The sequence below is a fragment of the Yersinia intermedia genome (assembly GCF_900635455.1).
Taxonomy (GTDB): Bacteria; Pseudomonadota; Gammaproteobacteria; order Enterobacterales; family Enterobacteriaceae; genus Yersinia; species Yersinia intermedia.
Map to the genome: position 1 here is coordinate 4,260,110 of NZ_LR134116.1, position 25,970 is coordinate 4,286,079.

Consider the following 25,970-nt stretch of genomic DNA (forward strand, 5'->3'; position numbering starts at 1 on the left):
CTCATGAGCTATCCAATGCCACACAGGCTCCGACTTTATAAACCAGCCGCTCAGGATAACGGGATGCTTACCAGTATAGCCCTGTGACCCAGTAGCCCGGTATCCACAGACACCGGTGCCACCGATTAACGAGTGACTTCAACTTTAGCCAATTTCTCGTAATAACATGCCAATGCACTGTGGTCAGCGGTACCCAGACCATCGGCTTTCAGCGCCTGCATCATCTCCATCACGGCAGCGGTAAGTGGCAACTGTGCGCCGACGCCGTGCGAGGTGTCGAGGGCATTTGCCAAGTCTTTGATATGCAAATCGATACGAAAACCGGGTTTGAAGTTACGATCCATCACCATTGGCGCTTTGGCTTCCAACACGGTACTGCCTGCCAGACCACCACGGATCGCCTGGAATACCAGGTCAGGGTTCACTCCCGCCTTGGTTGCCAGCACCAAGGCTTCAGACATTGCGGCAATATTCAGCGCGACAATCACCTGATTGGCCAGTTTAGTCACATTACCGGCACCAATATCACCCGTATGTACCACCGATCCCCCCATGGCTTTCATCACCTCGAAGCAGCTATCGAACACAGCTTTATCGCCACCCACCATTACTGACAAGGTGCCATCAATAGCTTTTGGCTCACCACCACTGACGGGTGCATCCAACATTGCAACCTGCTTTAATGCCAGTGCTTCACTGATTTCACGGCTAACCAGTGGCGCAATCGAACTCATATCAATCAGCACAGAACCCGGTTTAGCACCTTCAATAACACCGTTTTCACCCAGTACGACTTCTTTTACGTGGGGCGAATTAGGTAGCATGGTAATGATGATATCGCATTCTGCTGCCAGTGCTTTTGGCGTCGTTGCGGTGCGTGCGCCAGCAGTGATCAATTCATCCAGTACCGCAGCATTACGATCGAGGACAGTTAATGAGTAGCCCGCTTTCAGCAGATTTTTACTCATTGGTTTTCCCATAATCCCTAAACCAATAAAGCCGATTTTCATTTATTACTCCTCAATTAAGTCGGAAGGCCGTCAACACGGCAGCACTAAACTGTCAAAACTGACTGATGGTTATTTTTTAAATTTGTCGCATAACGCCTGAGTCGCGCTACGGAATACGCCCAAATCACTGCCAACAGCGACAAAGGTTGCACCCCATTCCAGATAACGGTGGGCATCAACTTCAACTGGCGCCAAAATACCGCTCGGTTTACCCTGTGCTTTAGCACGATCAAAAATATGACGAATCACTTTTTGTACTTCGGGATGATTGGGCTGCCCCAGATAACCCAGTGCCGCCGACAGATCGCCTGGCCCAACAAAAATACCGTCCACACCATCAACGGCGGCGATAGCATCAAGATTGTCCACCCCTTGCTGGCTTTCGATTTGTACCAGTACAGTGATATTGTCGTTGATAGTGGCGAAATAGTCGGGCACGGTGCCGTAATTGTTACCACGATGAGAGACAGAAACCCCCCGGATACCTGCCGGTGGATAACGGGTCGAGGCAACCGCACGAATGGCTTCTTCTTCGCTTTCGACAAACGGGATCAGGAAGTTATAAAAACCGATATCCAATAAGCGTTTTATAATGATGGGTTCATTACAGGGCGCACGTACAACCGGTGCACTATTACTGCCTTTCAGCGCCATAAGTTGTGGAATAAACGTCGTGACATCGTTCGGCGCATGTTCACCGTCCAGAACCAACCAGTCAAAACCCGCCAGGCCCAGCACTTCGGCTGAAATATGATTTGCCAGTGCACTCCAGCAACCGATAAGGGTTTGCCCTTGTTGTAGGTTGCGGCGGAACTGATTAGGATAATTTTGCAGACTCATTTTCGATCCTTATAATTGAACGCCCGGACAGAACGACGGCTCGATGCAGGACGTTATGCAATTCAGGTTGCCAGCGCACACGGCAGCGTGTGTTAGTCGTTAATTTTTGCGCCTGTTTTGTCAGATTTTTCTATTTGTGGTTCACGATGATCATTATAGAAACCCCGTTCCAATAAACCATCAGGCAAAAGAACAGGAATTATCAGTTATTCACAGGTCGTTATAGGCAGATGCACAATAAAATGCGCCCTGCTTCACAGACTGCTAAATAGCAAAAGTCGTGCTGTAATCCTATCGTTATAAATTAACAAACAGCTAAAGGGTAAAGAGTTAGAAAAATCTCGCCGTAGTAATGATAAGGTACAGGGTCTGCTGGCAGAAAATGCCGATACCTGCCGATGTCTATTAATCAGTACGCAGGGTATAGACTATTTGCACTATAGGCGGTGGTAAACCACACTTGCCAGATAAGAAGTTGGAGGAGAGCAACGTGCAACGTGAACAAGTTTTAAGCAGCGCGCTCAATCTGTTAGAGCAGCAAGGGCTGGCAAATACCACGCTGGAGATGCTGGCAAAAGAGGTGTCAGTAGAAGTCAGTGATCTGGCCCGTTTCTGGCCGGATCGTGAAGCTTTGTTGTATGACTGTCTGCGCTATCATGGTCAACAGATCGACACCTGGCGGCGACAATTGCAACTGGACGAGACCTTATCCCCCAAACAAAAGTTACTGGCGCGTTACCTGACGCTAAGTGAACAGGTGCAGAATCAGCGTTACCCCGGTTGCTTATTTATTGCTGCATGCAGTTTTTATCCCGATGATGAACACCCGATCCACCAGTTGGCTGAACAGCAAAAACAGGCCTCACTGCTCTATACCCAAGAGCTGTTGCAAGAGATGGACGCTGATGATGCAGGTATGGTTGCACAACAGATGGAACTGATTCTGGAAGGTTGTTTGAGCAAACTGCTGGTTAAACGCCAACTCGTCGATGTTGAAGTTGCCAAGCGCCTGGCTGAAGATGTATTGGAAGTCGCGCAATGCCGTAAAAATGGCGCACTGGGTTAAGTGATTTACCACTGAGTTTTATCACTGTTCTGAGATGATTTCTGGTTCTTTTGCCTGAAAAGAGAGCAGTCAGTACAGTTTTAGTGGTTTTAAACCATAAATTCGTTGACGATCAGCGGCCAATACGGTTTAATGCGCCCCGTTGCCCGGATAGCTCAGTCGGTAGAGCAGGGGATTGAAAATCCCCGTGTCCTTGGTTCGATTCCGAGTCCGGGCACCACTATTTATAAGGCCTCGCTGCAAAGCGGGGCTTTTTCACATCTGGATTCTGGCCTATTTCCGCGCCAACACCGCACCCATGACTGGCGCTATTTCAATAGATTCCCTCAGTAAGTATCCCGCGCAAACGAACCATTCAACTTTACAGATCTTTCGACATATTGATGATTTGTGCGTCGGAGAAACGTTTCTTCATGGGCAATGCCCTCATATCGTCGTTTATTCGTTTTGGGAGCAGCCTGCGGGGTTACCATCTCACCCAAGATAGTAAAAACAAAAAAAGAGGTACCGCTTTCGCTGGCACCCCAAACGTCAAAGAAGAATAATCGGATTTAAGGATAAATTTTATATTTTTCGCGTAGCTTCAAATAATTATCAATACCGGGTTGCCAGCTAGATTCCAGATAATTAACGGTCTCATCCAGAGACAACTTCCTTTCAGCAGCCTCTTCCATTAACTTAGCCAAATTACGAGTGCCTGTTAATTTAGCTAGCCAAAGCGGTCGTATTAAAAAATACTCCTCCTGATAATCCAGATATTTTGCCTCCATCTGGGGAGGGATAACCATTGAATAACCCGCTGCGTTAAATTTGAACCACCATTCAACAAAGTAGCGTATTGTCGGTTTAATATCGGCTACATTAGCAGCAGTAAATTCTTCGCCACAGACTTCTTTACCCGCTTGCGGCCACCCTGTTTTCTGCTGGTTAATATCCACGTGATAGCAGGTATTGGTATAAAATTTCCGCGATGGGAAGCCCAACTGTTCAAAGGGGTGATCAGAGCCTCGTCCCATATTGACACTGGTTGCTTCAAATAAACCCAAAGAAGGGTAAAGATGAATAGCCAAATCACTGCGTAAATTTGGCGAGGGCCTTACTGGCAATGAATAAGGTGAATCATGCGTATAATTCCCCATAGCGATGACAGTTAAATCTTCGGGAGGAAACTGATAAGCGTTGATACCGAATGCCTTCCAATTAGAATCATCGAAATGCGTCAGCCAGCCCTCATTGACTATGATGCGTGCAAACTCCCCGGACGTCAGTCCGTGCACCATGGGTACTGGGTGCATACCAATACCGGAAATATTCTCCTCTTCAAGAATAGGCCCATATACATGACTCCCAAGCGGGTTGGGTCTGTCGAATACCATAAATTGTTTATGATACTTTTGCAGGCTTTCCAGCATATGATGCATGGAGATGGTATAAGTAAAATAACGGACGCCAACATCTTGTAAATCATAAATAACAACATCAACATCAGATAATTGCATTTCAGTTGGATGGGCCCGTACACGCCCGTCTTTATCCCGCCCATACAAAGAAATAATAGGCAGGCCACTCTGTTTATCAATATGATTATCATCCCCCAGCCCGGCATCGGCATTCCCACGTATACCATGTTCAACAGAGAATAATGTCGTCACGGTAAAATTGAATTTATCTTGCTCGGATAACAATTTGTCGATGGTATGGCGCCCTTCCCTATTAATCGAGCTTTGGTTGACCATTAAACCCACTCGCTTATTTTTCAGCAGTGGCCCATAAACATTTCCCTGATCGACACCTAAAATAATTTTCTGGGTAACGCTGGCATAGCCAGCGCTTATAATAAACAATGAACACAGACATAGTAATATTCGTAGGAAATACCTCATCCCTTGTCTCTCGCAATTAATTGATTGATTGATTGATATTCTGATATACCTTATCAATTATCAGAAATTATGTCTCAACTCCACAGCCCAAAACCAAAAATTGTTACTGGTTTTGTTGTTATTAGTCCAGGTCTGTTCTGGTCGATAATAAGCATCTGCAAATATTGACGTTTGCTTCGTTAGTGGATAGAGCACTTGCAAACCATAGCGACTACGATTCTTTTCTTTATGTACCGTTTCATGATTATTCGAGTCGCGGAAACTCTGCGTACCTTTAGTCAGGGCCAGACGTGTATAAGGCATAAACAAAAGACCATTATCAAACTTATAACGATAAATGCCCCACAAGAAATGCTCCCTGTTATAAAGCGTATTGACCAATTGCTCATCAATGTACAAATAGTTTAGCCAGAGTGAGTTACTCGGATTAAAGGTAATATTTGCACCAGCAAAGTGCTCATTGATTTGGCTCCAATCTCTTTTATATACACCATAGTTTCCTTTTGCACGAGCATAGTCTAATTTGCGATCAATTAAGCGGAATGAAAAACTAGCGTTAAAACTCAAGCTATCAGAGTATTTATAATATGCTTGTGGCCGGATCCAAATCTCATGCCGCTCTTCACCTTTACGAATATCCCCTTTGTAGTCTGGATCCGCTAATGCCGGGTTGCTAATTGAAGGATAATGCCAGTTGTCATTACGATACCCCATACGCAATTTAGTATTACCGCTCTTCCCATTGTAGGTAAAAGGAAAGGTTCTTGTTACACCTGCCTGCCAACGTGTACGGTCATACTCTTGGTTATTATCTAAATATGTTTTCAAAAACTGAACATCATATAACCATAATGAGTCATTCTGATAAATATAAGCCCCGACATAAGGTGACGTTGCCATACTACCCTTAATAAACTTCCAATTGTCATCACTGTCTATTTCTTGTTCTGCCCCTATATATGTTTCAAAGTTCCACGCTTTTTGTCTTAATTTTTCCTGTGCTTCCTTTTTTTCTTGCTCTATTTGCTGGATTCTTTTATTTAACTTATGAATTTCCTGATCATAATCAGTTTCAAATTCATCCGCTAATACAGGTGCGCACATTGTTAGTGTACTGAAAACAACGAGTCCTTTTAAGATATTCATGTTTACCTTCCGATATTTTTATAACGTCGTTAATCCATAACCACGCGGGTAGAGTATCTGGCTATTATCAGGTGTTCTAATATCCACCGGTAATTTCCCGTGCGGCTCAGCCAGTACATCTAATCTTCCTTTTGAACCCTTAAATAATGTTCTTAGCCCACTGCGAATGTTAGTTTCCAGACTATTTCGTACGTTATTAGTAACATCGAACCCCGTGATACCATAAATAGCAATATTTGCCTTCACTCCTGACAAATATGCAATATCGTAAGGATTACGGCTTGATATAACAACTAACGGAATATTAGCCTTATTGGCTTCATCGATGATCCGTTGTGCATTAATCGGATTTAGCTTAAGATTATAGGTAGCAAGAATAATAATATCCTGATCCTTAATCTGTTTTGCGATATCCTCAGCACTTACATTATCTTTATCCAGCTTAATAACTTGATTTTTAACTGCAAAGTTAACCTGAAATTCATTTGCAATATCATCAAGATGTTTGGTAATTAGCTCATTACGTGGCTTCTCATCGGAAAATACCATTATTTTATTTTGTGACTTAACTTTATAAGGCAGAACATTATCATTTTTGATCAATGTGATGGCTTGTTCAGAAATAAAATTCTCAATATCCTTATGGTTTTTTGATGCCACGACCCTCTGCGCTCTAGCAATATCATGAGGTTCGGGAGAAATGCGCTTATTCAGTTTAGTGTAAATTACCCGCTGCGCCGCATCCTCAATACGCAATTTAAAAGCAGGATCTTTTGCAGCTTCAGCCTTTAAATAACCATAAAGCGCATTAAGCTGTTCAATACTGGTGCTGTTCTTAATTTCTATTGGCATTAATACAATATCATTGCCCGCCATAATAGCCTGCTTGATAGACCAATTACGATCAAAGTTACTGGTAATAGCGCCCATATCCATAGCGTCAGTTAAAATCAAACCATCATACTTGAGTTCATTACGTAAAATGTCGGTCAGAATTGGCTTTGATAATGTCGCCGGGGTTCCGATTTTTTCGCCCTTAGTGTTTGTCAGCATTGAATTATCAAGCGCTGGCACAACAATATGGGCTGTCATAATAGCATCAGTAACAGGCATAACCTCCACAAAGGGTTTCAGTTCTACTTGCTGCCATGCAGCTTTATCAATATTAACCGTCGGTAATGCAAAATGTGTATCCGAGGTGACATTGCCATGCCCTGGGAAATGTTTTAGCGAAGTGAGCACATTAGACTTATGAATACCGTTGATATAACTACGAGCTAACTCCCCCACCAGCACCGGATCATTTGAATAAGAACGCACACCAATAACAGGATTATTCTGGTTATTATTAACATCAACCACGGGGCCAAAATTAAAGTTAAAACCCAGGCTGGATAATTCATAACCATGGATACTACCGGCCTGCTGAGCCAGTTTAGATGACCCTGTGGCACCCAATGCCATATTTCCCGGCATTTCAGTACCGACGCGTAGCCGGGTGACATAACCCCCTTCCTGGTCTGTACTAATAAACAGAGGTAAATTACTGCGAGCACGCTGAATATTGTTGATTAATTCAACTGTCTGTGGCGTATCAATCAGATTTTCTCGGAAAAGAATAATAGAGCCCAAATGATAATCATGAATCATCTTACTAACAGTCTCATTTATTTCTATAAATGCCGTTTTATCGCTGTTGTCGGCATTACTCCAAGAGCGAATATCAACCATCAATATTTGCCCAATTTTTTCCTCTAAACTCATTTTTGAGAGGGTTTTCTCGGCAGAAAATTGAGGTGATAACCACATTTTTTTCAGTTGTGAGTCTGGAATAACATCTGCGTAAGTGCAGGTACTAAATAAGAGAATCGCGGGTATTATTTTTTTCATTAACTCCTCCATTAGTTATGTTTGCCGGGCGATTTTACTTTTTAGTTCGCATAATAAAGTGATAATTATCACAATTGATTGATTCGCCTTTTTGTCCTAAAAGGAATAATAACATTTATTTTTTCTGGGTAAATTTCCGCAAGCCCACGGCATAAGGCAATAAGGTAAGGAATAACTTCGCTCCCTCAGGAATACTTGAGATATAATTATCTAATAACCATTCTATCTTGTAGGTAATTTCTTACAATTTAGAAAAAAAGAAATTTAAGGCAATGAGATAATTTAAAAATATCGCCTTCATTGCCTTAAGTTTTATAAATGACAAACCTGAATATCAATCATCCAGATTGTTTATTGTCATGCTAGCATTCAGAATCAAGGGTTTAGCCGTTTCTTTTCGTTGCTGCATCAGTGCGAGGAATATCAGATCTGTCAGTGTATTTTGGGCAGTTCTGGAAGAGATTGAAGAACTGCGCCATTCATTTTCATCCGAAATACTTTCAAGGACATAATCTGCAATCTTAGCTAACGGGGAAACCTTACTGCCGGTAATGGCAATGACGGTTGCCCCTTGTGCTTTGGCTACTGTTGCTGCGATTCTCATGTCCTTTCTTCTGCCAGTAAAAGAAAGCACTATCTGTACATCTTTAGGTGTTAGGGTAAGTGCGGCAGCAATCTGCACATGGAGGTCAGCTTCAACCAGGGTCATTATGCCTATTTTCTGTAATTTATAGCTCAGATCTTTTGCTGTGAGTCCTGATCCCCAAATACCGACTATCTGTACGCGCTGAGCAGTATTAATGAGCGAAACCACTTGTTGGAAAACTGAAAAATTAATTTTCCGGGTTGTCTCCATAATCGAGGCTGTCTTTTCGTGCGCAAGTTTTTGCGCCATCACCATGAGTGAATCTTCTGATGAAATAGAATTATGCAGCGCTTTATGTGGATAGGATTTGAATAAGTTATTCCTGCTCAATTCTTCACTGATTGCAATTTTTAGTGCCGGGAAACCTTTCATACCAATCTTCTGGCTAAATTTTACAATAGCTGATTGGCTGACGCCCGCATCTTCTGCAAACTGGGAGGAGGATATACCCAGTATTGATTCAGGATTATCAAGAATGTATTTCGCTATTTTTTGCTGGTTTTCAGCCAGTTCAGGCAGTAACCAAGTTATTTCATTCAGAATAGACATCAAAGATTTCCCATTAAAGACAATAGATTATTCCAGTGCAAGCACCTTTTATGACCAAGGTGTAACTGCATAAATGTAATGAAGATAATTTATTTATTTGTTCTTTTTTATCTGTACTTATTCCTCATAACCCCAGTAATTAGAATAGATTTTACCGTGATAAGCATCACGTTTAATAAATAAGTAATTACTTAACATCGCCGATAGTTTAAATAAAAGGAAGCCCCCATGAAGATTAATCTAAGCTCAATGGTTACGGAAAGCCGAAACCCTGCCAGTTCTCAAATTGATACTCTCTCGGCACTAGAGATACTCAAGGTTATCAATAATGAGGATAAAAAAGTGCCTTTCGCAGTAGAAGAAAGACTACCCGAGATTGCCAAAGCCGTTTCCCTTATCGCAGGGGCTTTCGCGCAAGGTGGCAGATTAATTTATTGTGGGGCAGGAACTTCTGGTCGGTTGGGAATCTTGGATGCGAGTGAATGCCCGCCAACTTATGGTACGCCACGAGAAATGGTCGTAGGGCTAATCGCTGGCGGTAATACCGCTATTTTACAGGCAGTTGAAAATGCTGAAGATAGTCGTGAAATGGGTGAGCAAGACCTGCGCAACCTCAACTTTAATGCGCGTGATGTGTTAGTCGGCATTGCGGCAAGTGGTCGCACACCTTATGTGTTGGGGGCTATGGCCTATGCACGCCATGTTGGCGCTAGCGTAGTAGCAATTTCCTGTAATCAAGACAGTGAAATGAGTAAAGCGGCAGATATCGCTATTGAGCCGATGGTTGGCCCAGAAGTTGTCACTGGATCATCACGGATGAAAGCAGGAACCGCGCAGAAATTAATTCTGAATATGCTAACAACCGGCGCCATGATCCGTAGCGGCAAGGTTTATAGCAATCTGATGGTGGATGTTGAGGCGACAAACGCCAAACTGGTGCAACGTCAGGTCGATATTGTTGTTCAGGCGACGGAGTGTTCCTCCGAAAAGGCGGAAGAGGCGCTCAATGAGTGTAACCGACACTGTAAAACAGCCATTATGATGATCCTAAGTGGTATGTCTGCTGAGGAAGCCAGCGCTATCCTTAACAAAAATAAGGGATTTATCCGTAAAGCGCTACAGGAGATTAAAGCATAACCATGGCGAAAATAACGGGCACTACGATAGACCAAATTTTGCTCTTCATTGGTGGGAGCAAAAATATCATTGTCTGCGGAAACTGCATGACGAGGCTCCGCCTCACCTTAAAAGACCGTCAACTGATACAACACGACGACCTGAAAAAAATCCCTGGGGTGATGGGGGTGATGAATAGCGATGATCAACTGCAAATCATTCTTGGGCCGGGCAAAGCGCAGACCGCCAGCGAGATGATGAATAAGATCCTGGGTTCTGAACCGCAGCAGGCACATGACAGTGCTCAGGATGTTGATTTACAGGTGCTGGCCAGCCAGACAAAACAGCAAATGAAAGCGAAACAAAAAAGCGCTGTTCATAATTTTCTGACCAAATTCGCCACCATTTTTACCCCACTCATTCCAGGGTTCATTGCCGCCGGATTGCTACTGGGGATAGCAACATTGCTCCAGCAGACACTGGCATTGGACGGCGTTATTCAGTCTCCGTGGCTGGCGGCACTGATTGCATACATGAAAGTATTTAGCATCGGCTTGTTCACTTTCCTTAGTATTCTGATTGGCTTTAATACACAAAAAGCCTTTGGTGGGACGGGGGTCAACGGCGCAATTATCGCTTCGCTATTTATTTTACGCTACGTGCCGGAAGGTACCGTCGGCTACTACGGCGGAATGGAAAACTTCTTTGGTCTGGCGATTGACCCGCGCGGCAATATTATTGGCGTTCTATTGGCCTGTATTTTGGGCGCATGGATTGAGCGGCAAGTGCGCCGTTTTATCCCTGATAATCTGGATATGATCCTGACATCGGCGATAACGTTACTCGCTACAGGAGCAATCACTTTCGTTGTTATCATGCCAGTGGGTGGCGAGCTGTTTAAGGGGATGTCATGGCTGTTTATGCATTTAAATGGTAACCCGTTTGGTACTGCCATTCTGGCAGGGTTATTCCTGATTGCGGTGGTGTTCGGTATCCACCAAGGGTTTGTTCCGGTCTATTTCGCCTTAATGGATGCACAAGGATTTAACTCATTATTCCCTATTTTGGCTATGGCTGGTGCAGGCCAGGTGGGTGCAGCACTGGCACTTTATGCCCGTTCGCCAAAAGGTTCAGTCCTGCGTACACAGATTAAAGGGGCCATTTTCCCTGGGCTATTGGGGATTGGGGAACCGCTTATTTATGGCGTCACGTTACCGCGCCTGAAGCCTTTTATTACTGCTTGTTTAGGCGGTGCTGTTGGGGGCTTCTTTATTGGTCTTGTTGCCTGGCTGGGGCTCCCGGTGGGCCTGAATACGGTGTTTGGCCCATCTGGTTTAGTGTCTATTCCTCTGATGACATCAGCCCAAGGGATTTTCGCCGGGATGCTGGTGTATGTGGCTGGCCTGGTTATCTCGTATATTTCTGGATTTATCCTGACGTGGCTTTTCGGGCATAAGGATGTCGATTTAAGTTGATTTAGTGCTAAACGGTTTGGCTCTGCCTGGCAGAGCCATCTTACAATCGTCTGTTCTTGCTATTATTCCTCTCCCCATATCAACTGAACTCACCTGGTCCTATTCACACCAAGGCACTTACTGATATGCAAAAATAAGCACAAGCACTGACCCTCCAGCTAAGCATAAGAATGCCGCATTCCTACCTGATTCGTTCATTCAAAAAGCGCTATGGCATGGCACCCCATGCCTATTTGGTGAACCAGCGTATCCAGCATGGCTACCCGTATTACGATAATTGAAAATAACTACGCTTCTGATGCAGGCATAAACTCGGCCAATCTTTGCTTCTGCTTACCCCGTTCGTCTAGGTTATTCGAGCTTAGCCAAAGCTGCATGGCCTGACGAATCCCAGGCCATTCACTATCAATAATGGAGTACCAACGGGTGTCACGACTATGCCCTTTGGATACCTGTGCTTGCCTAAAAGTACCTTCATATTGAAATCCTAACCGTTCTGCCGCTTCAATTGCTGGCTGGTGCAAGCTGTCACACTTCCACGCGCATCGCCTGTATTGCAAGGTATCCAACACATAGGATAGCAAAAGAAATATTGCCTCAGTGCCACATAAGGTCCGTTTCATCAAGGGTGACCAGTTAATCCAACCAATCTCTATTGTTCCATTCTCAGGGTCAATGCGCTGTAAAGCGACGAATCCCACCGCTTTGCCGCTAGATTGATTGATAACCGAATAAAAAAGAGGATCCTTACTTGTACTAAGAGAGGCAATGTAATGGTCACATTGTCTCATAGTGATAGGGCGTTTAATGTGAAAGTAAGTCCAGTCACGCTCATCGTCAATACTGTGCCAGGCTTCAAATAGATCTTTACTATGTTTGATATCAATGGGTTCAAGAAGGCAATAACTTCCTTTGAGGACGACTTTTTGGATCGTGGCTCGGGGCAACCAGTCAGGTAATGATTTGCCCTGCGCCTGACCATAGATATTTAATTCTGTCATTTTAAATTATACCTGCGTTGTGGGCTTCATAGCATTTCGGCAAATTTTTCAAAAAGTTCAGTGAATCCACCTAAAAATAATTTTACGTTGCCAGATGTAACAATTATTCCAACAAGAAAGTGATCCTGTCCATTCTCAAAAATTCAATTTATTCAAAAAATAAATTCCATTTTGGAATAAAAAAACTTGCATAGAGAATGACACTTACCGAGAGCCTGTTATGTGAACCCTATCGAATAATTAAATCTTACACTTACAATAAAAATGTACATTTCAACAGCGCTAAAAATCCACCATAAGCCATTGATATCTTAGCATATTAAGCACATCTAAATTTAAAACAAAGACATCATAGACTTATACTGTATTGAGTGATTTTAAAATCAACAAACCACATGAAGCCATGATAAATATGATTATTTCCTTTTTTATTCATCATGCCAATTATAATTACATCACTTTATCAAGCGAGCTAATCGACTGACTTACCCCAGTCTCATGTATAAATCTCTTTACATATTTTTATTGGAAATTAATTATTTTTCTATAACTAAAAAAACAACTAAAGAGAAAACTTTAAACGCCGATAGTCATAGATATCACATATAAAACAGCTCATTTAACTGTTTCGTAGAAAAATAAAAACCATTAACTACCTTTCCAAGGCAGTCATTCCCTTGTCCAACATCAGAGGCTTAATAATATGAGATTTATACGGAACATTAAAATAAGAACAGCACTTATACTCATTCTCATCGCGTTCTCACTGTTATGGGCTGGGGCATCAGGTTTTGCCTTATACTCGCTTAAACAATTAAACCAAGAGCTTGGTGTCACCCATACTCAGCAGCAGAATGGCGATATTATTAATGGTGCTAATGCACAATACTACCGCGCGATAACCGCGATGGAACGCGCGATGGGTGGTTTGGGGAAAAATGACACTGGGGTTTTCGACCTTGAAATGAAAGCAACCCTTGCCGAATTAGATAGTCTTAAAAACGGACTCAGCCAATTTAAAGCCATTGATCATGGGAATCTCGACTCAGCCACGATAGATGCTATTTATAACAGCTCTTTTAATCTCTATAACAGTGCGGTTTTGCCGATGTTTGAATCAGCAAAAGCAAAAAATACCAATGGTTTTGAAACAATAAAAGCGGATAAATATCTCCCTTTAAGGCGAGACTTCAGTGCTGCAATAGACAAATACAACGCAAAAATTATATCTCTGAATGAAGAGGCGAATCAGCGGATTTCCCAATGGCTAGTGTGGTGCCAATATATCCTCATCAGTGGCTTATTAATCAGCGTGCTGATCATGCTGACAACCGACCGCTATCTGGTTAACTTTCTCGTTAAGCCGTTGAACAGAGTAAAGGCTCATCTCGAATCTCTGGCACAAGGCGTACTTGACCACAACATCGTAGATCAGGGTAAAAACTGTATTGGCCAGTTGGTCCCTTATATTAACAAGATGCAAGATAACTGGGCCAAAACTGTGTTTGAAATCCGCAACAGCGCGGATTCGATTTACAGAGGATCGAGTGAGATATCTGTTGGAAATACCGATTTATCTTCCCGGACTGAAGAACAGGCCTCAGCACTGGAAGAGACTGCTTCTAGCATGGAACAACTCGGTTCAACGGTTCAGCAAAATGCGGACAATGCAGGTCAGGCAAGTACTCTGGCAAACCAAGCCACTCTAGAGGCACAACAGGGGGGCGTAATTGTCAGTGGCGTCATCGCCACTATGACAAAAATTACCAGCAGCTCACATAAGATCGTAGATATCATTGGCGTTATCAACAGTATTGCGTTTCAAACCAACATTCTTGCGTTAAACGCCGCCGTCGAAGCGGCACGGGCGGGAGAACAAGGCCGTGGATTTGCCGTTGTCGCCAGTGAAGTGAGAAGTTTGGCACAACGCAGCGCACAAGCAGCAAAAGAGATTGATGTGCTGATCAATGAATCGGTTAAAAATATTAAGTCGGGGTCTGAGCAGGTTACCCGTGCAGGTGATGCGATGGACAAAATCGTTAGCTCAGTCAGCAACGTAAATGACATTATGAGCGAGATAGCCGCTGCCTCGACCGAACAGAGTAAAGGGATCAGCCAAATTGGTACTGCGGTGGTTCAAATGGACAGTGTCACGCAGCAAAATGCCGCATTAGTGCAGCAATCCGCTGCTGCTGCTGCCTCACTGGAAGAGCAGGCTCGTCAACTAACAGAAATTGTCTCGGTGTTTAAAATCAAAGGAAAGGCACCTGACTCTTCAACGGGCCCTCTTCTCAGACCTAAGACGCGTGTTAAGAGTGCTGTATTAGCCGCAGAACAAGGCGGCTGGACTAAGTTTTAATATTGCACCAGTAGCGAATTAAGATATTAGCCCCTCTTGTTAGAGAGGGGCCAACAATTATAACGTGTTGGTGAAAGTACGGGAGACCACATCCTGTTGCTGCTCTGGCGTCAGGGCGTTAAAACGTACTGCATAACCAGAAACACGGATGGTGAGGTTCGGGTAATTTTCTGGATGTTCGATGGCATCCAGTAGCATGTCACGGTTCATGACATTGACATTAAGATGCTGCCCACCTTCCATCGACTCATCATGGTGGAAATAGCCATCCAACAGACCGACCAGATTATTATTACGCACCGCCGAGTCCTTGCCTAAGGCCGCAGGGACAATCGAGAACGTGTAAGAAATCCCATCTTTGGCATATTTGAATGGCAACTTACTGACAGAAGTGAGTGATGCCACGGCCCCTTTGCGATCACGTCCATGCATCGGGTTGGCACCTGGTGCAAATGGCATACCGTCGCGCCGGCCATCGGGTGTATTACCCGTTTTCTGCCCATACACCACATTAGAGGTAATAGTCAGAATTGACTGCGTCGGCACGGCATTGCGATAGGTTGGCAGCTTGCTGATTTTCTTCATAAAACGCTCAACCAAATCACAAGCAATACTGTCGACACGCTCGTCGTTGTTACCGTACTGAGGATATTCGCCCTCAATAGCAAAATCGACAGCCAGCCCATCGGCATCACGGACAGGTTTAACCTTGGCGTATTTAATCGCTGAAAGCGAATCCGCCGCCACCGAAAGCCCGGCGATACCACAAGCCATGGTGCGATAGACATCGCGATCATGTAGTGCCATCAGTGACGCTTCGTAGCTGTATTTGTCATGCATATAATGGATGAGATTCAGGGCGCTGATATATTGCACCGCTAACCAATCCATAAACACATTGAGGCTAGCCATCACCCGCTCATAGTCCAGAACATCATCGGTCATAGGGGCACATTTCGGGCCGACCTGAATTTTGAGTTTTTCATCCATGCCACCATTGATGCAATACAGCAGCGTTTTAGCCAGATTGGCGCGCGCACCAAAGAACTGCATCTGCTTGCCGATCACCATCGGACTGACACAGCAGGCAATCGCATAATCGTCGCTATTAAAATCTGGCCGCATCAGATCGTCATTTTCATACTGCAACGAAGATGTCTGGATCGAGACATTGGCCGCATAACGCTTAAACGCCTGTGGCAACGCCTCCGACCATAAAATGGTTAAATTCGGCTCCGGCGCTGGCCCCATGGTTTCCAACGTGTTGAGATAACGGAAAGTATTCTTGGTCACTAGGGTTCGGCCATCCAGGCCCATTCCGCCCAGCACTTCCGTAGCCCAAATCGGATCACCGGAGAACAGCGAATCGAACTCAGGTGTCCGCAGGAAGCGCACCATGCGAATCTTCATGATGAAGTGATCAATAAGCTCCTGCGCTTGCTGCTCGCTCAGCACCCCGTTGGCTAAATCGCGCTCAATATAAATATCGAGGAATGTCGCGGTGCGGCCCAGTGACATCGCACCTCCATTTTGCGATTTCACTGCGGCCAGATAACCAAAATAGAGCCACTGAATGGCTTCTTGAGCATTTTTGGTCGGACCGGAGATATCGCAACCGTAGCGGGCAGCCATCGTTTGAATCTGCAACAACGCGTGACGATGTTCAGCCAGTTCTTCGCGCAGGCGAATCACACTTTCCAACTCAATACCTTGCTCAAGTTGTGGCTGTAAATCGGCGAACTGTAGCTCACGTTCTCGCACCAGATAGGCAATGCCGTAAAGTGCGATACGCCGATAGTCGCCAATAATGCGCCCTCGTCCATAGCCATCCGGCAGGCCGGTCAAAATGCCGGATTTACGACATTTCAGCATCTCAGGCGAATAGACGTCGAATACACCTTGATTATGGGTTTTACGTAAATCAGTGAAGATATATTTGAAGTTGGTATTCATCTCACGGCCATAGGCGTCAAATGCGCTTTGTACCATGTTAATACCGCCAAAAGGGTGTAACGCACGCTTCAGCGGTTTATCGGTCTGTAGTCCGACGATTTTTTCCAGCCGCTGTTCAATGTAACCCGCGTTATGGGCAGTGATGGTGGTGGCAATATCATCATCAAAATCTACCGGCGCATGAGTCGCATTCTCCAAACGAATACCCTCCATAACCTGTTCCCATAATTTTTGGGTCGCAGGGGTGGCCCCGGAGAGAAACGACTCATCACCTTCATAAGGCTGATAGTTCTGCTGGATAAAATCTCTGACATTAATTTCGCGGTGCCAATTGTTCCCGCTAAATCCGAGCCATGCATCGGTATATTTTTTATTATCTACATCAACATCAATCTTCATGAACAAACTCCAATAAACAGAATATAGGTGGTGATTTCATGGGCTGGAGGGTCAAAAAACAGCCTCGGGAACCGCTGCGCTCTGTTGTGTGTAGCCGAGGCGGACGGCATCGAGCGCAATCATTTTTTCTTCATTGGTGGGGATCACTGCGGCAACGACCCGTGAGCGTGCGGTAGTGATGACGTGGGAGGTTCCATGCTGTAGCCGGTTGTTTTTACCGTGATCGACGTCGATACCAAAAACGGCCAGATGCTCCAGCGTTAACTGACGGATAAGCGATGAATTTTCGCCAATCCCCCCGGTCAGAATCAGGCCGTCGAAGCGACGCAGCGAACTAATATGCCCGCCAATATGTCGTGTAAGGCGGTGCACAAAGGTATGTATCGCCAGACGCGCCGCTTCATGCCCCTCGTGATAGGCTTTCTCCAACGTCCGCATATCAGCGGACAGACCAGAGATCCCCAATAAACCGGACTCCTTATTAAGCATATGATCCAGGTCTTCCAAACTTTTTCCGGTCTGGCGCGCCAGATATGCCAGTGCGCCAAAGTCCACATCACCACTGCGTGTTCCCATGACCAAACCGTCCAATGGGGTCATGCCCATCGATGTATCGACGCTTTTGCCGTCCTGAACCGCGCAGACAGACGCACCATTCCCCAAATGAGCGATAATCAGGCCGCAGTCGCTCCCGTCAAATCCGAAGAAACTCGCGGCAAGCCCTGCCACATAGCGATACGACGTACCATGAAAACCATAACGTCGTACCCCCTGCTCGCGGAAATAGCGGTAAGGTAACGCATAGAGATAAGCCTCCGGTTTTAATGTTTGATGAAAACCGGTATCAAATACGGCAACTTGTTTGATGCCAGGAAATAACTGACGTGCCGCCTCAACACCATGCAAATTGGCGTAGTTATGCAGTGGGGCCAGTGGTGAAACCTTTTTGATTTCCGCCACTACCCAATCATCAATCAGCACCGATTCACTGAATATTTCACCACCATGGGCAATACGGTGGCCAATCAGCGAAATTGATTTATTAAGGCCACGCTTTTCCAGCTCATCGGCAATCGCTGCCAATGCATCAACGTAATTCCATTTAGCCAATTGAAATTGAGTGACTCTATCAATCCGCAAAAAAGGTTTTTCAGTACCAATACCATCGGCAATCCCGGAGATTACCGCTTCACAATTGTGGGCTGTCAGCACTGAAAATTTAATAGATGATGAACCACAATTAATAACCAAAACTGTAGGATTTAATGTCATGTGATTACTCCGCCCGCGTTTTTTGGGCAAAACACGGGCTTTTAAGCGCCGTAATTATATTAATTTGTAGACGATGTTGAAGATGGTCAGCAGACCGACGAGGGTAACAAAATAGTTTTCTGGCCGGCCTCTGAAACGGGCCAGAGAAGGCAGTTTATGGATAGCGTACATAGGCAGCAGGCACAGCAGTGAGGCGATAATTGGCGCACCCATGGCTTCAATTAAATCAAGGATATTTGGGTTGAGATAAGCCACCACCCAGGTTGATCCCATGATAAAGAACATACTGACCAGATTAAGTTTGCCACCGGATATTTTAGTTTTATCACCCTGGTAGCCGAACTTAATAATCAGGCCATTAAGACCTTCCAACGTACCGAGATAATGTCCGAAGAAGGATTTAAAAATAGCGACCAACGCAATCAGTGAAGCGGCATATTCCAACGTAATGGAGAAAGTCGATTTGCTACCGGACATGGCAGAAAAATGGTTAGCCAGATAAGACAGCACTGGAATATTTTGTGCCTTAGCTTCTGCCATATTTTGCGGCGACAGCGTAAACAGGCAGCTAAAGGCAAAGAACATCACCACAGCCACCATCAACATGCTGGCCTTACTAATAATCTGAGAGCATTTTTTCTCAGTAAAATCACGGCCAAACTCCGGTTCATATTCTTCGCGCTTTGAGACCACGAAAGAAGAGACAATCGGCGAGAAGTTGAAAGAGAACACCATGATGGAAATACCCAGCCACACGGTCACCAGTATGCCATCGTGCCCTAGCAGAGAAATCTGGCTCAAATCCACCTGCTCAATAACCGAGGCATTCCAGTAAGGGATCAGTGAAAGTGAAATCAATACCAGACAAGTAATAAACGGAAATACCAGAAAACTCATCACCTTAACCATCAGATCTTTACCGAAGTAAATCACTGCGGCCATCAGCAACAGCAACGCCAGTGCCACTACACCACGGTTTAGCGGAGCCAGTTGGAGTTGATGTTCCCAGAAGGTCATAAAAGTATTGGTGATGGTTACGCCGTAAATCCACAGCAATGGACAAATGGCGAAAAAATAGAGGAAGGTAATGACCACACCACCGGTTTTACCGAAGTGTTCTTCCACTGTTTCCGTAATATTGCCTGAACAGTTACTGCCGGATAAACATAAACGAGCCAACGCCCGATGACAGAGAAAGGCGATGGGATAAGCCAACACCAACATAATTAAAATAGGAATTAAACCGCCGAAACCCGCGCGAATTGGAAAGAATAAAACGCCTGCCCCTATTGCTGTGCCAAATAATCCCAAAGTCCAGGTTGTATCTGATTTGCGCCACGTTTTTGTTTCGATTGTGGTAGTGGTTGTAATAGCATTATCGATATCCATTAATAAATTCCTTATTAATATATTTTACGAAATACTGCCTAATCCCGTTATTTGTGATACGCGCGATAAATCAATATTGCCGCCGGATATAATGCTGACGGTCTTTTTGCCGGTAATATAATCTGTTAGTTTGCCGCTTAATAATGCTGCGGATGCTAATGCACCTGCACCTTCGGTAATAATCTTGTTACGTTGAATAAGGTCAATCATACTTTTTCTTATTTCATCTTCACTGACCAGTACAATATCGGTAACCAATGTTTTGACGATTTCAAAAGGTAGCGTACCTGGGCGAGCCACATCACAGCCATCGGCAAGCGTACCGGTTTTACGATGGTTAGTAATGCTGCCGCTATAATAAGATGCCGCCATGCCGTGAACATTCTCTGACTGGACGCCAATAATATTAATGGTTGGATTAATAGATTTAATTGCCAGCGCGATACCGGCAATTAGCCCACCGCCACCAATAGGGACAATCACATTATCGACATCATAGAGATCTTCGAGTATTTCCAGCCCGATAGTACCCTGACCAGCAATCACTTTTTCATCATCGAAAGGATGAATAAAGATACGGTTTTCCATTTCAATAATTTCGCTGGCTTTTGCTATGGTATCGTTGAAATTCTCACCATGTAGCACCACCTGCGCAGAATATTCACTGGTCGCTGCAATTTTTGATTTAGGGGCGCAATTTGGCATCACCACCTTGCTGTTAATCCCCAACATGGCACAGGATAAAGAAACGCCTTGTGCATGATTACCCGCCGAACAGGCCACAACCCCTTGCCTTCTCTCCTCTTCGCTGAGTGAGCTGAGCTTATTGAATGCCCCGCGAATTTTGAATGAACCGGTACGTTGCATGTTCTCAAACTTCAGAAAAATCTCGCCATGACAGCGTTCACTCAGATAATTCGACCTCGCTAATCCTGTTTTGTAGATATGCCCTCTCAATCGTTTTTGTGCATCAATTACATCATTGAGAGTTATAGGTAAGTTACTGTAAATTTTCATCTTTCATAGCCTTGCAGATTAAAATTCCTAAGAATTATGTATTTCGTTCGGCAGGATGCTACGACACAAAAAACTGCATTAATGTGATGATTACAGCAAAAAGAAGTGAACTTGATCTTTCAACCAGTTGTTTATTTCAATAAATGTAACGCGGTCGACATTCTGGAATTTGGATTAGTTTTTATAATCTAAAATGGGCTCGCTGAGTTCGATTAGCCGTGCCACAAAAACAAGCCGCATCCTTGCGGCTTGAGCATTACATCAAATCAAGTAAGGTGTTTAATTGCGCTATCTGTTGTCGCCACTGGCATTGCAGCTCTGGCTTCTGATGCTTGAACTTACGTGCCAGATCCTGTTTCAGCTTACTTTCCAATTCCAACAACTCAGCCAACAACTGCTCTTCTTCACTTTCCACTAACATTATCGACTCAGGTTCGAATGTGGAGGCGGGCACAGAAACTGATGCAGGTTTATCGGCCAAAATGGCATAGACCGGTTCTAGATGGTGCCACTCTTCCAACCGCTGCTTATCGATTAACCAAAAACGATTGCAGCTTTGTTCAATCAATGTACGGTCATGGGAAACCAGCAACACCGCACCACTGAAGGTTTTCAGCGTATTTGCCAGCTCTTCTTTACCTTCCATATCAAGATGGTTAGTCGGTTCATCAAGCAGTAGCAATGAGTAGTTAGCCAGTGTCAGGCCGATAAATAACAAGCGTGAACGCTCGCCACCACTCAAGGTGCTAACCTGCTGCTGATGCCGAAGATAGGGGAATCCGGCACCGATCAACGCCATTTTTCGCTGATCTTCGGTCAAAGGTGCAAAGGAGGTTAAAGCCTCAGATAGAGTGTCTTCATCACGCAGTTGTTGCAGACTTTGGTCGTAATAGCCCACACGTACCCTAGGATGGAACGTCACTCCCACGTCGGCGGTCTCTGGTTGGCTAAAGGCCCGCCATAGGCAGTGCAACAGAGAAGATTTACCGCAGCCATTGCGGCCTACCAGTGCGACGCGATCACCGCTTTTGACCCGAAATTGTGCCAATTCAAATAGCACCGGTGCCTGAGCCGCTGGTCGAACCCGTAAATCTGAGAGTGCCAGCACTCGGTCTGCCGCCAGAGCTTCGCCATTTAGGCGCAATTGCCACTGATTACCGGCGGTAACCTGAGTTTGATCATCCTTGAGGCGATCGACCTGCTTCTCCATTTGTTTAGCCTTACGCGCCAGCTTTTCGTTGTCATACACGCTGCCCCAGATGGCCAGTCGCTTGGCGCTTTTTGCTACCCGATCAATTTCCTTTTGTTCGGCTAAACGGCGATGACTGTCCGAGATATCTTTCTCCGCCAATGCCTGCCGTGCCTGAGTGCAAGGCAGGCGGATAAATTGCAGATTCTTGTCCCGCAAAATCCAGGTACTGTTGGTCACACGATCCAGCAAACTGCGATCATGTGAAACCAGTACAAAACTGCCACCCCAATTCAGGAGAAACTGCTCCAGCCACAGCAGGGTAGGTAAATCCAGGTGGTTACTGGGTTCATCCAATAGCAGCAAATCTGGCTGGCGGATCAGTGCTCGTGCCAGCAATAGGCGCGTATGCTGACCACCACTTAACGTACCGGCAGTCAGTGTCCAAGTGGGTTCATCAAACCCCAAGCTGACGAGCAAAACCTCTGCTTGCCAACGTTCTGGTTGATGCAGGCTATTGGGGAGGTGATTGAGCACCGCATCCAGTAAGGTGCAATCATCTAAGGCGGCAGGGAGATGTTGTTCAACCCGAGCCATCAGGCACTGGTTAGCGGTATTGATAGTACCGGCCGTGGCGGGAAGATCACCGCTGAGGATTTTCAGCAGAGTACTTTTTCCACAACCGTTATGGCCTATCAAACCAATGCGGTCACCTTTTTTCAGGCCGAAGGAAATCTCAGCCAGCAGTGGGCCGAAAGTGTTGTCGTAACCGACAGATTTTGCAGAAAGTAATGTGGTCATTGCTTACTCAAGTTTTACAGGCATAGAGATGCCTATCGTCAATAAAGCCGACGATAACCGGTAAGCCGGAGGGAAGTTGTCAGAGTGTTAGTTAGCTTCGCTCAAGCAGGTTATCGCAGCACGATACCGGTAACGCTTGAGCAATCACGATCACTAAAGACGAGTGAATAAAGAAACAATTCACGGGTCAACATAGTAATCCTCCTTAATATAATTCTGGTTAATGTATGACCTCATTATATTTAGTTTCTTCACTTTCTGCCAGTGCCGTCAGAAGGCCATAGACCGTCGTGGCTGCGGGTGTTTTTTGGCTAAGTACAGCTACGCGATTATCTCGTCCATTCAGCCAAGCCAACTACTGACCCGCGTGCGATTGCCTGATTCAGCCATTAACGGCCTTAAGCCCCGGATGGTGCTGGCATCAAACTTACGCACTTGTCGAGCCAGATTTAGTTCGCTAGCTAAAAAATCAATTAACAATAAATATGTCTTGATGTAACATTCAAACATATATGATAATGCTTATGATACTTATTATCATTACCATGCTAAATATATGGATAAACAGTTGAGCAAAGCACCGAATTTGAACGACGAACCTGCTGTCGAGTATTCGACGGTAAATAAGCCCCTGTCTATCACCAGCGAACAACTGCTGGGAGAGCTCGGTGTCGCCTTTATCGTTCATCAAGGTGAATATTATCAACTGCGCCAAACCAAGGCCGGCAAACTAATACTGACCAAATAACCTATACAGCCCCAACATCATTGGTATTGCAACCAGGCCGTTAACACCGAGGTAGCATCAAAGTACGCAGGGGAGAGCAAGCCACCCAGATTTTCGAATCAAGGCAGCCAGCAACCTATATATCTGTTTTATTCGCATAGAAAATATGGAGAATTGCCGACATGCCTCGTTTCATTTCTGACCGTTTCCGTTGGTCCCCACTCAGTTTGGCAATCGCTTGCACACTGCCTTTGACCGTTCAAGCGGCGGATACCACTGCCACGTCGACAAGCAGTAAAAAGCACACCACCGATACCATGGTAGTTACTGCAACAGGTAATGAGCGCAGTAGCTTTGAAGCACCGATGATGGTAACCGTGATTGAAAGTAGCTCACCGACCAGTGAGACCGCTACCTCTGCGGCAGATATGCTGCGCAAAATACCGGGGCTGACCGTCACCGGCAGCGGGCGTGTCAACGGTCAGGATGTGACACTACGTGGCTACGGCAAGCAAGGCGTGTTAACGCTGGTTGATGGCATTCGCCAAGGTACCGATACTGGCCATCTGAACGCCACTTTCCTCGATCCGGCACTGGTAAAACGCGTTGAAGTGGTGCGTGGCCCATCTGCCCTGCTGTACGGCAGTGGCGCATTAGGTGGCGTTATCTCTTTTGAAACAGTCGAGGCCGCTGACTTGCTGTTAGCGGGCCAAAATACCGGTTACCGCGTTTACAGCTCTGCGGCTACCGGTGATCACAGTTTTGGTCTGGGTGCCAGTGCCTATGGCCGCACCGATGATGTTGATGGCATTCTCTCTTTCGGTACCCGTGATATCGGCAATATCCGCCAGAGTAATGGTTTTGAGGCACCGAATGACGAAACCATCAGTAATGTGCTGGCAAAAGGAACCTGGCATATTGACCCGATTCAGTCACTGAGTGCCAATCTGCGCTATTACAACAACAACGCAATAGAACCTAAAAATCCACAAACCAGCGCAGCTTCAAGCAGTAATGTCATAACCAATCGTTCAACGATCCAACGTGATGCCCAACTCAGTTACCACCTTAAACCACTGGATCAGGAGTGGTTGAATGCCACCGCACGGGTTTACTACTCTGAAGTGGCAATCAATGCACGGCCACAAGGTTCAGCCGAAGAGGGGCGTAAACAAACCACGGAAGGTGGAAAGCTGGAAAACCGGACGCGTTTGTTTACCGACAGCATTGCATCACACCTGCTGACTTACGGCACAGAAGCCTATAAACAAGAGCAAACACCGGGAGGCGCGACGACCAGCTTCCCACAAGCAGATATCCGGTTTGGCTCCGGCTGGCTACAAGATGAAATCACCTTACGCGATCTGCCAGTGTCCATTTTAGCCGGTACCCGTTATGACAACTATAGCGGCAGCAGTGAAGGCTATGCCGACGTCGATGCTGACAAATGGTCATCACGCGGCGCAGTTAGCGTTACCCCCACGGACTGGTTGATGCTGTTTGGCTCCTATGCCCAAGCTTTCCGCGCACCAACTATGGGTGAAATGTACAACGATTCACGGCATTTCCCCGGCAACTATTGGGTACCGAATCCAAACCTAAAACCGGAAACCAATGAAACCCAAGAGTACGGATTTGGCTTACGTTTCAATGATTTGCTAATGGCTGAAGACGATCTGCAATTCAAGGCCAGCTACTTCGATACCAACGCGAAAGACTACATCAACATGACTGTTTCGCGCAGGACCACATCATCAGTGAATATCGACCGGGCAAAAATTTGGGGTTGGGATGCCACCATGAGCTACAAAACAGCCCTGTTTAACTGGGATCTGGCCTATAACCGTACCCGGGGTAAAAATCAGAGCACCAATGAATGGCTCGAATCCATTAGCCCGGATACTATCACCAGCGTAGTCGATATCCCGGTTGCCAACAGTGGATTCGCGCTGGGTTGGATTGCCACATTTGCTGACCGTTCCCAGCCGTTAAGCACCGGTAAACGTCAGGCCGGTTATGGTCTCAATGATTTTTATGTCAGCTACAAAGGCCAGCAACAACTGAAAGGTGTCACGACAACCGTGGTACTGGGTAACGCATTCGACAAAGAGTACTACGCCCCCCAAGGGGTGCCACAAGATGGCCGCAACGCGAAGCTGTTCGTGAGTTACCAGTGGTAACCCATTAAAAAAAGATAGTCTGAAACTACTCATCCGGTAATTCAATTTGTGGATTACCGGCT

At 45.4% G+C, this 25,970-nt stretch carries 18 protein-coding genes and 1 tRNA gene; 7 read left to right on the forward strand and 12 right to left on the reverse strand.

Annotation, left to right across the window (positions count from 1 at the left end):
• Window positions 1–125 precede the first annotated feature (125 nt).
• Window positions 126–1,010 carry a 2-hydroxy-3-oxopropionate reductase gene (garR, locus tag EL015_RS19460; protein WP_005187373.1) on the reverse strand — a complete coding sequence of 295 codons (885 nt, stop codon included), beginning with the start codon at window positions 1,008–1,010 and terminating at the stop codon, window positions 126–128.
• Between the two features lie 69 nt (window positions 1,011–1,079).
• Entirely contained in the window at window positions 1,080–1,850 is a 771-nt protein-coding gene (gene garL / locus EL015_RS19465) for a 2-dehydro-3-deoxyglucarate aldolase (protein ID WP_005187363.1), read from the reverse strand.
• 490 nt (window positions 1,851–2,340) lie between these two features.
• Between garL and EL015_RS19470 the strand changes: the two genes are divergently transcribed.
• Both EL015_RS19470 and EL015_RS19475 read left to right on the forward strand, forming a co-directional pair.
• The gene (locus EL015_RS19470; RefSeq protein WP_005187361.1) at window positions 2,341–2,916 is read left to right on the forward strand and encodes a transcriptional regulator; all 576 of its coding nucleotides are present in this window, start codon (window positions 2,341–2,343) and stop codon (window positions 2,914–2,916) included.
• Between the two features lie 144 nt (window positions 2,917–3,060).
• Window positions 3,061–3,136: transfer RNA gene (locus EL015_RS19475), tRNA-Phe, on the forward strand.
• Window positions 3,137–3,467: 331 nt separating this feature from the next.
• Here the strand turns inward: EL015_RS19475 and EL015_RS19480 are convergent.
• From EL015_RS19480 to EL015_RS19495, 4 genes are all read right to left on the reverse strand, one after another.
• Window positions 3,468–4,799, reverse strand: a complete 1,332-nt coding sequence (locus tag EL015_RS19480; RefSeq protein WP_032906815.1) for an exo-beta-N-acetylmuramidase NamZ family protein — start codon at window positions 4,797–4,799, stop codon at window positions 3,468–3,470.
• Window positions 4,800–4,859: 60 nt separating this feature from the next.
• Window positions 4,860–5,945 (reverse strand): hypothetical protein, encoded by a 1,086-nt coding sequence (locus tag EL015_RS19485; RefSeq protein WP_032906814.1) that lies wholly within the window; start codon window positions 5,943–5,945, stop codon window positions 4,860–4,862.
• 18 nt (window positions 5,946–5,963) lie between these two features.
• Window positions 5,964–7,835, reverse strand: coding sequence for a glycoside hydrolase family 3 protein (locus EL015_RS19490; RefSeq protein ID WP_032906813.1), 1,872 nt, complete (start codon window positions 7,833–7,835; stop codon window positions 5,964–5,966).
• A 334-nt stretch (window positions 7,836–8,169) separates the two neighbouring features.
• The gene (locus EL015_RS19495; RefSeq protein ID WP_005187347.1) at window positions 8,170–9,030 is read right to left on the reverse strand and encodes an SIS domain-containing protein; all 861 of its coding nucleotides are present in this window, start codon (window positions 9,028–9,030) and stop codon (window positions 8,170–8,172) included.
• A gap of 228 nt (window positions 9,031–9,258) precedes the next feature.
• Here EL015_RS19495 and murQ point away from each other — a divergent pair, with 228 nt between their 5' ends.
• A complete protein-coding gene (murQ, locus tag EL015_RS19500; protein WP_032906812.1) occupies window positions 9,259–10,167 on the forward strand; it encodes an N-acetylmuramic acid 6-phosphate etherase in 909 nt (302 codons plus the stop codon).
• A 2-nt stretch (window positions 10,168–10,169) separates the two neighbouring features.
• Window positions 10,170–11,621 carry a PTS N-acetylmuramic acid transporter subunit IIBC gene (gene murP, locus EL015_RS19505; RefSeq protein WP_005187333.1) on the forward strand — a complete coding sequence of 484 codons (1,452 nt, stop codon included), beginning with the start codon at window positions 10,170–10,172 and terminating at the stop codon, window positions 11,619–11,621.
• Between the two features lie 287 nt (window positions 11,622–11,908).
• Here the strand turns inward: murP and EL015_RS19515 are convergent, their stop codons facing one another.
• Complete coding sequence (locus EL015_RS19515) at window positions 11,909–12,622, reverse strand: GNAT family N-acetyltransferase (RefSeq protein ID WP_005187330.1); 714 nt, start codon at window positions 12,620–12,622, stop codon at window positions 11,909–11,911.
• 703 nt (window positions 12,623–13,325) lie between these two features.
• On the opposite strand from EL015_RS19515, the gene EL015_RS19520 reads away from it, so the two are divergent.
• A complete protein-coding gene (locus tag EL015_RS19520) occupies window positions 13,326–14,981 on the forward strand; it encodes a methyl-accepting chemotaxis protein (protein ID WP_005187326.1) in 1,656 nt (551 codons plus the stop codon).
• A gap of 57 nt (window positions 14,982–15,038) precedes the next feature.
• Here the strand turns inward: EL015_RS19520 and pflB are convergent, their stop codons facing one another.
• From pflB to EL015_RS19545, 5 genes are all read right to left on the reverse strand, one after another.
• Window positions 15,039–17,333, reverse strand: a complete 2,295-nt coding sequence (gene pflB, locus EL015_RS19525) for a formate C-acetyltransferase (protein ID WP_005187324.1) — start codon at window positions 17,331–17,333, stop codon at window positions 15,039–15,041.
• 51 nt (window positions 17,334–17,384) lie between these two features.
• Window positions 17,385–18,605, reverse strand: a complete 1,221-nt coding sequence (tdcD, locus tag EL015_RS19530; protein ID WP_032906811.1) for a propionate kinase — start codon at window positions 18,603–18,605, stop codon at window positions 17,385–17,387.
• A 54-nt stretch (window positions 18,606–18,659) separates the two neighbouring features.
• Window positions 18,660–19,994 carry a threonine/serine transporter TdcC gene (gene tdcC / locus EL015_RS19535; protein ID WP_005187320.1) on the reverse strand — a complete coding sequence of 445 codons (1,335 nt, stop codon included), beginning with the start codon at window positions 19,992–19,994 and terminating at the stop codon, window positions 18,660–18,662.
• A gap of 24 nt (window positions 19,995–20,018) precedes the next feature.
• Window positions 20,019–21,011, reverse strand: coding sequence for a bifunctional threonine ammonia-lyase/L-serine ammonia-lyase TdcB (gene tdcB / locus EL015_RS19540; protein WP_005187319.1), 993 nt, complete (start codon window positions 21,009–21,011; stop codon window positions 20,019–20,021).
• Window positions 21,012–21,267: 256 nt separating this feature from the next.
• Entirely contained in the window at window positions 21,268–23,001 is a 1,734-nt protein-coding gene (locus tag EL015_RS19545) for an ABC-F family ATP-binding cassette domain-containing protein (RefSeq protein WP_005187317.1), read from the reverse strand.
• A 556-nt stretch (window positions 23,002–23,557) separates the two neighbouring features.
• Between EL015_RS19545 and hemP the strand changes: the two genes are divergently transcribed.
• A complete protein-coding gene (hemP, locus tag EL015_RS19550; protein WP_005187312.1) occupies window positions 23,558–23,749 on the forward strand; it encodes a hemin uptake protein HemP in 192 nt (63 codons plus the stop codon).
• 161 nt (window positions 23,750–23,910) lie between these two features.
• On the forward strand, window positions 23,911–25,908 hold the full coding sequence (locus EL015_RS19555) for a TonB-dependent hemoglobin/transferrin/lactoferrin family receptor (RefSeq protein WP_005187309.1): 1,998 nt from the start codon (window positions 23,911–23,913) through the stop codon (window positions 25,906–25,908).
• Window positions 25,909–25,970: the final 62 nt, after the last annotated feature.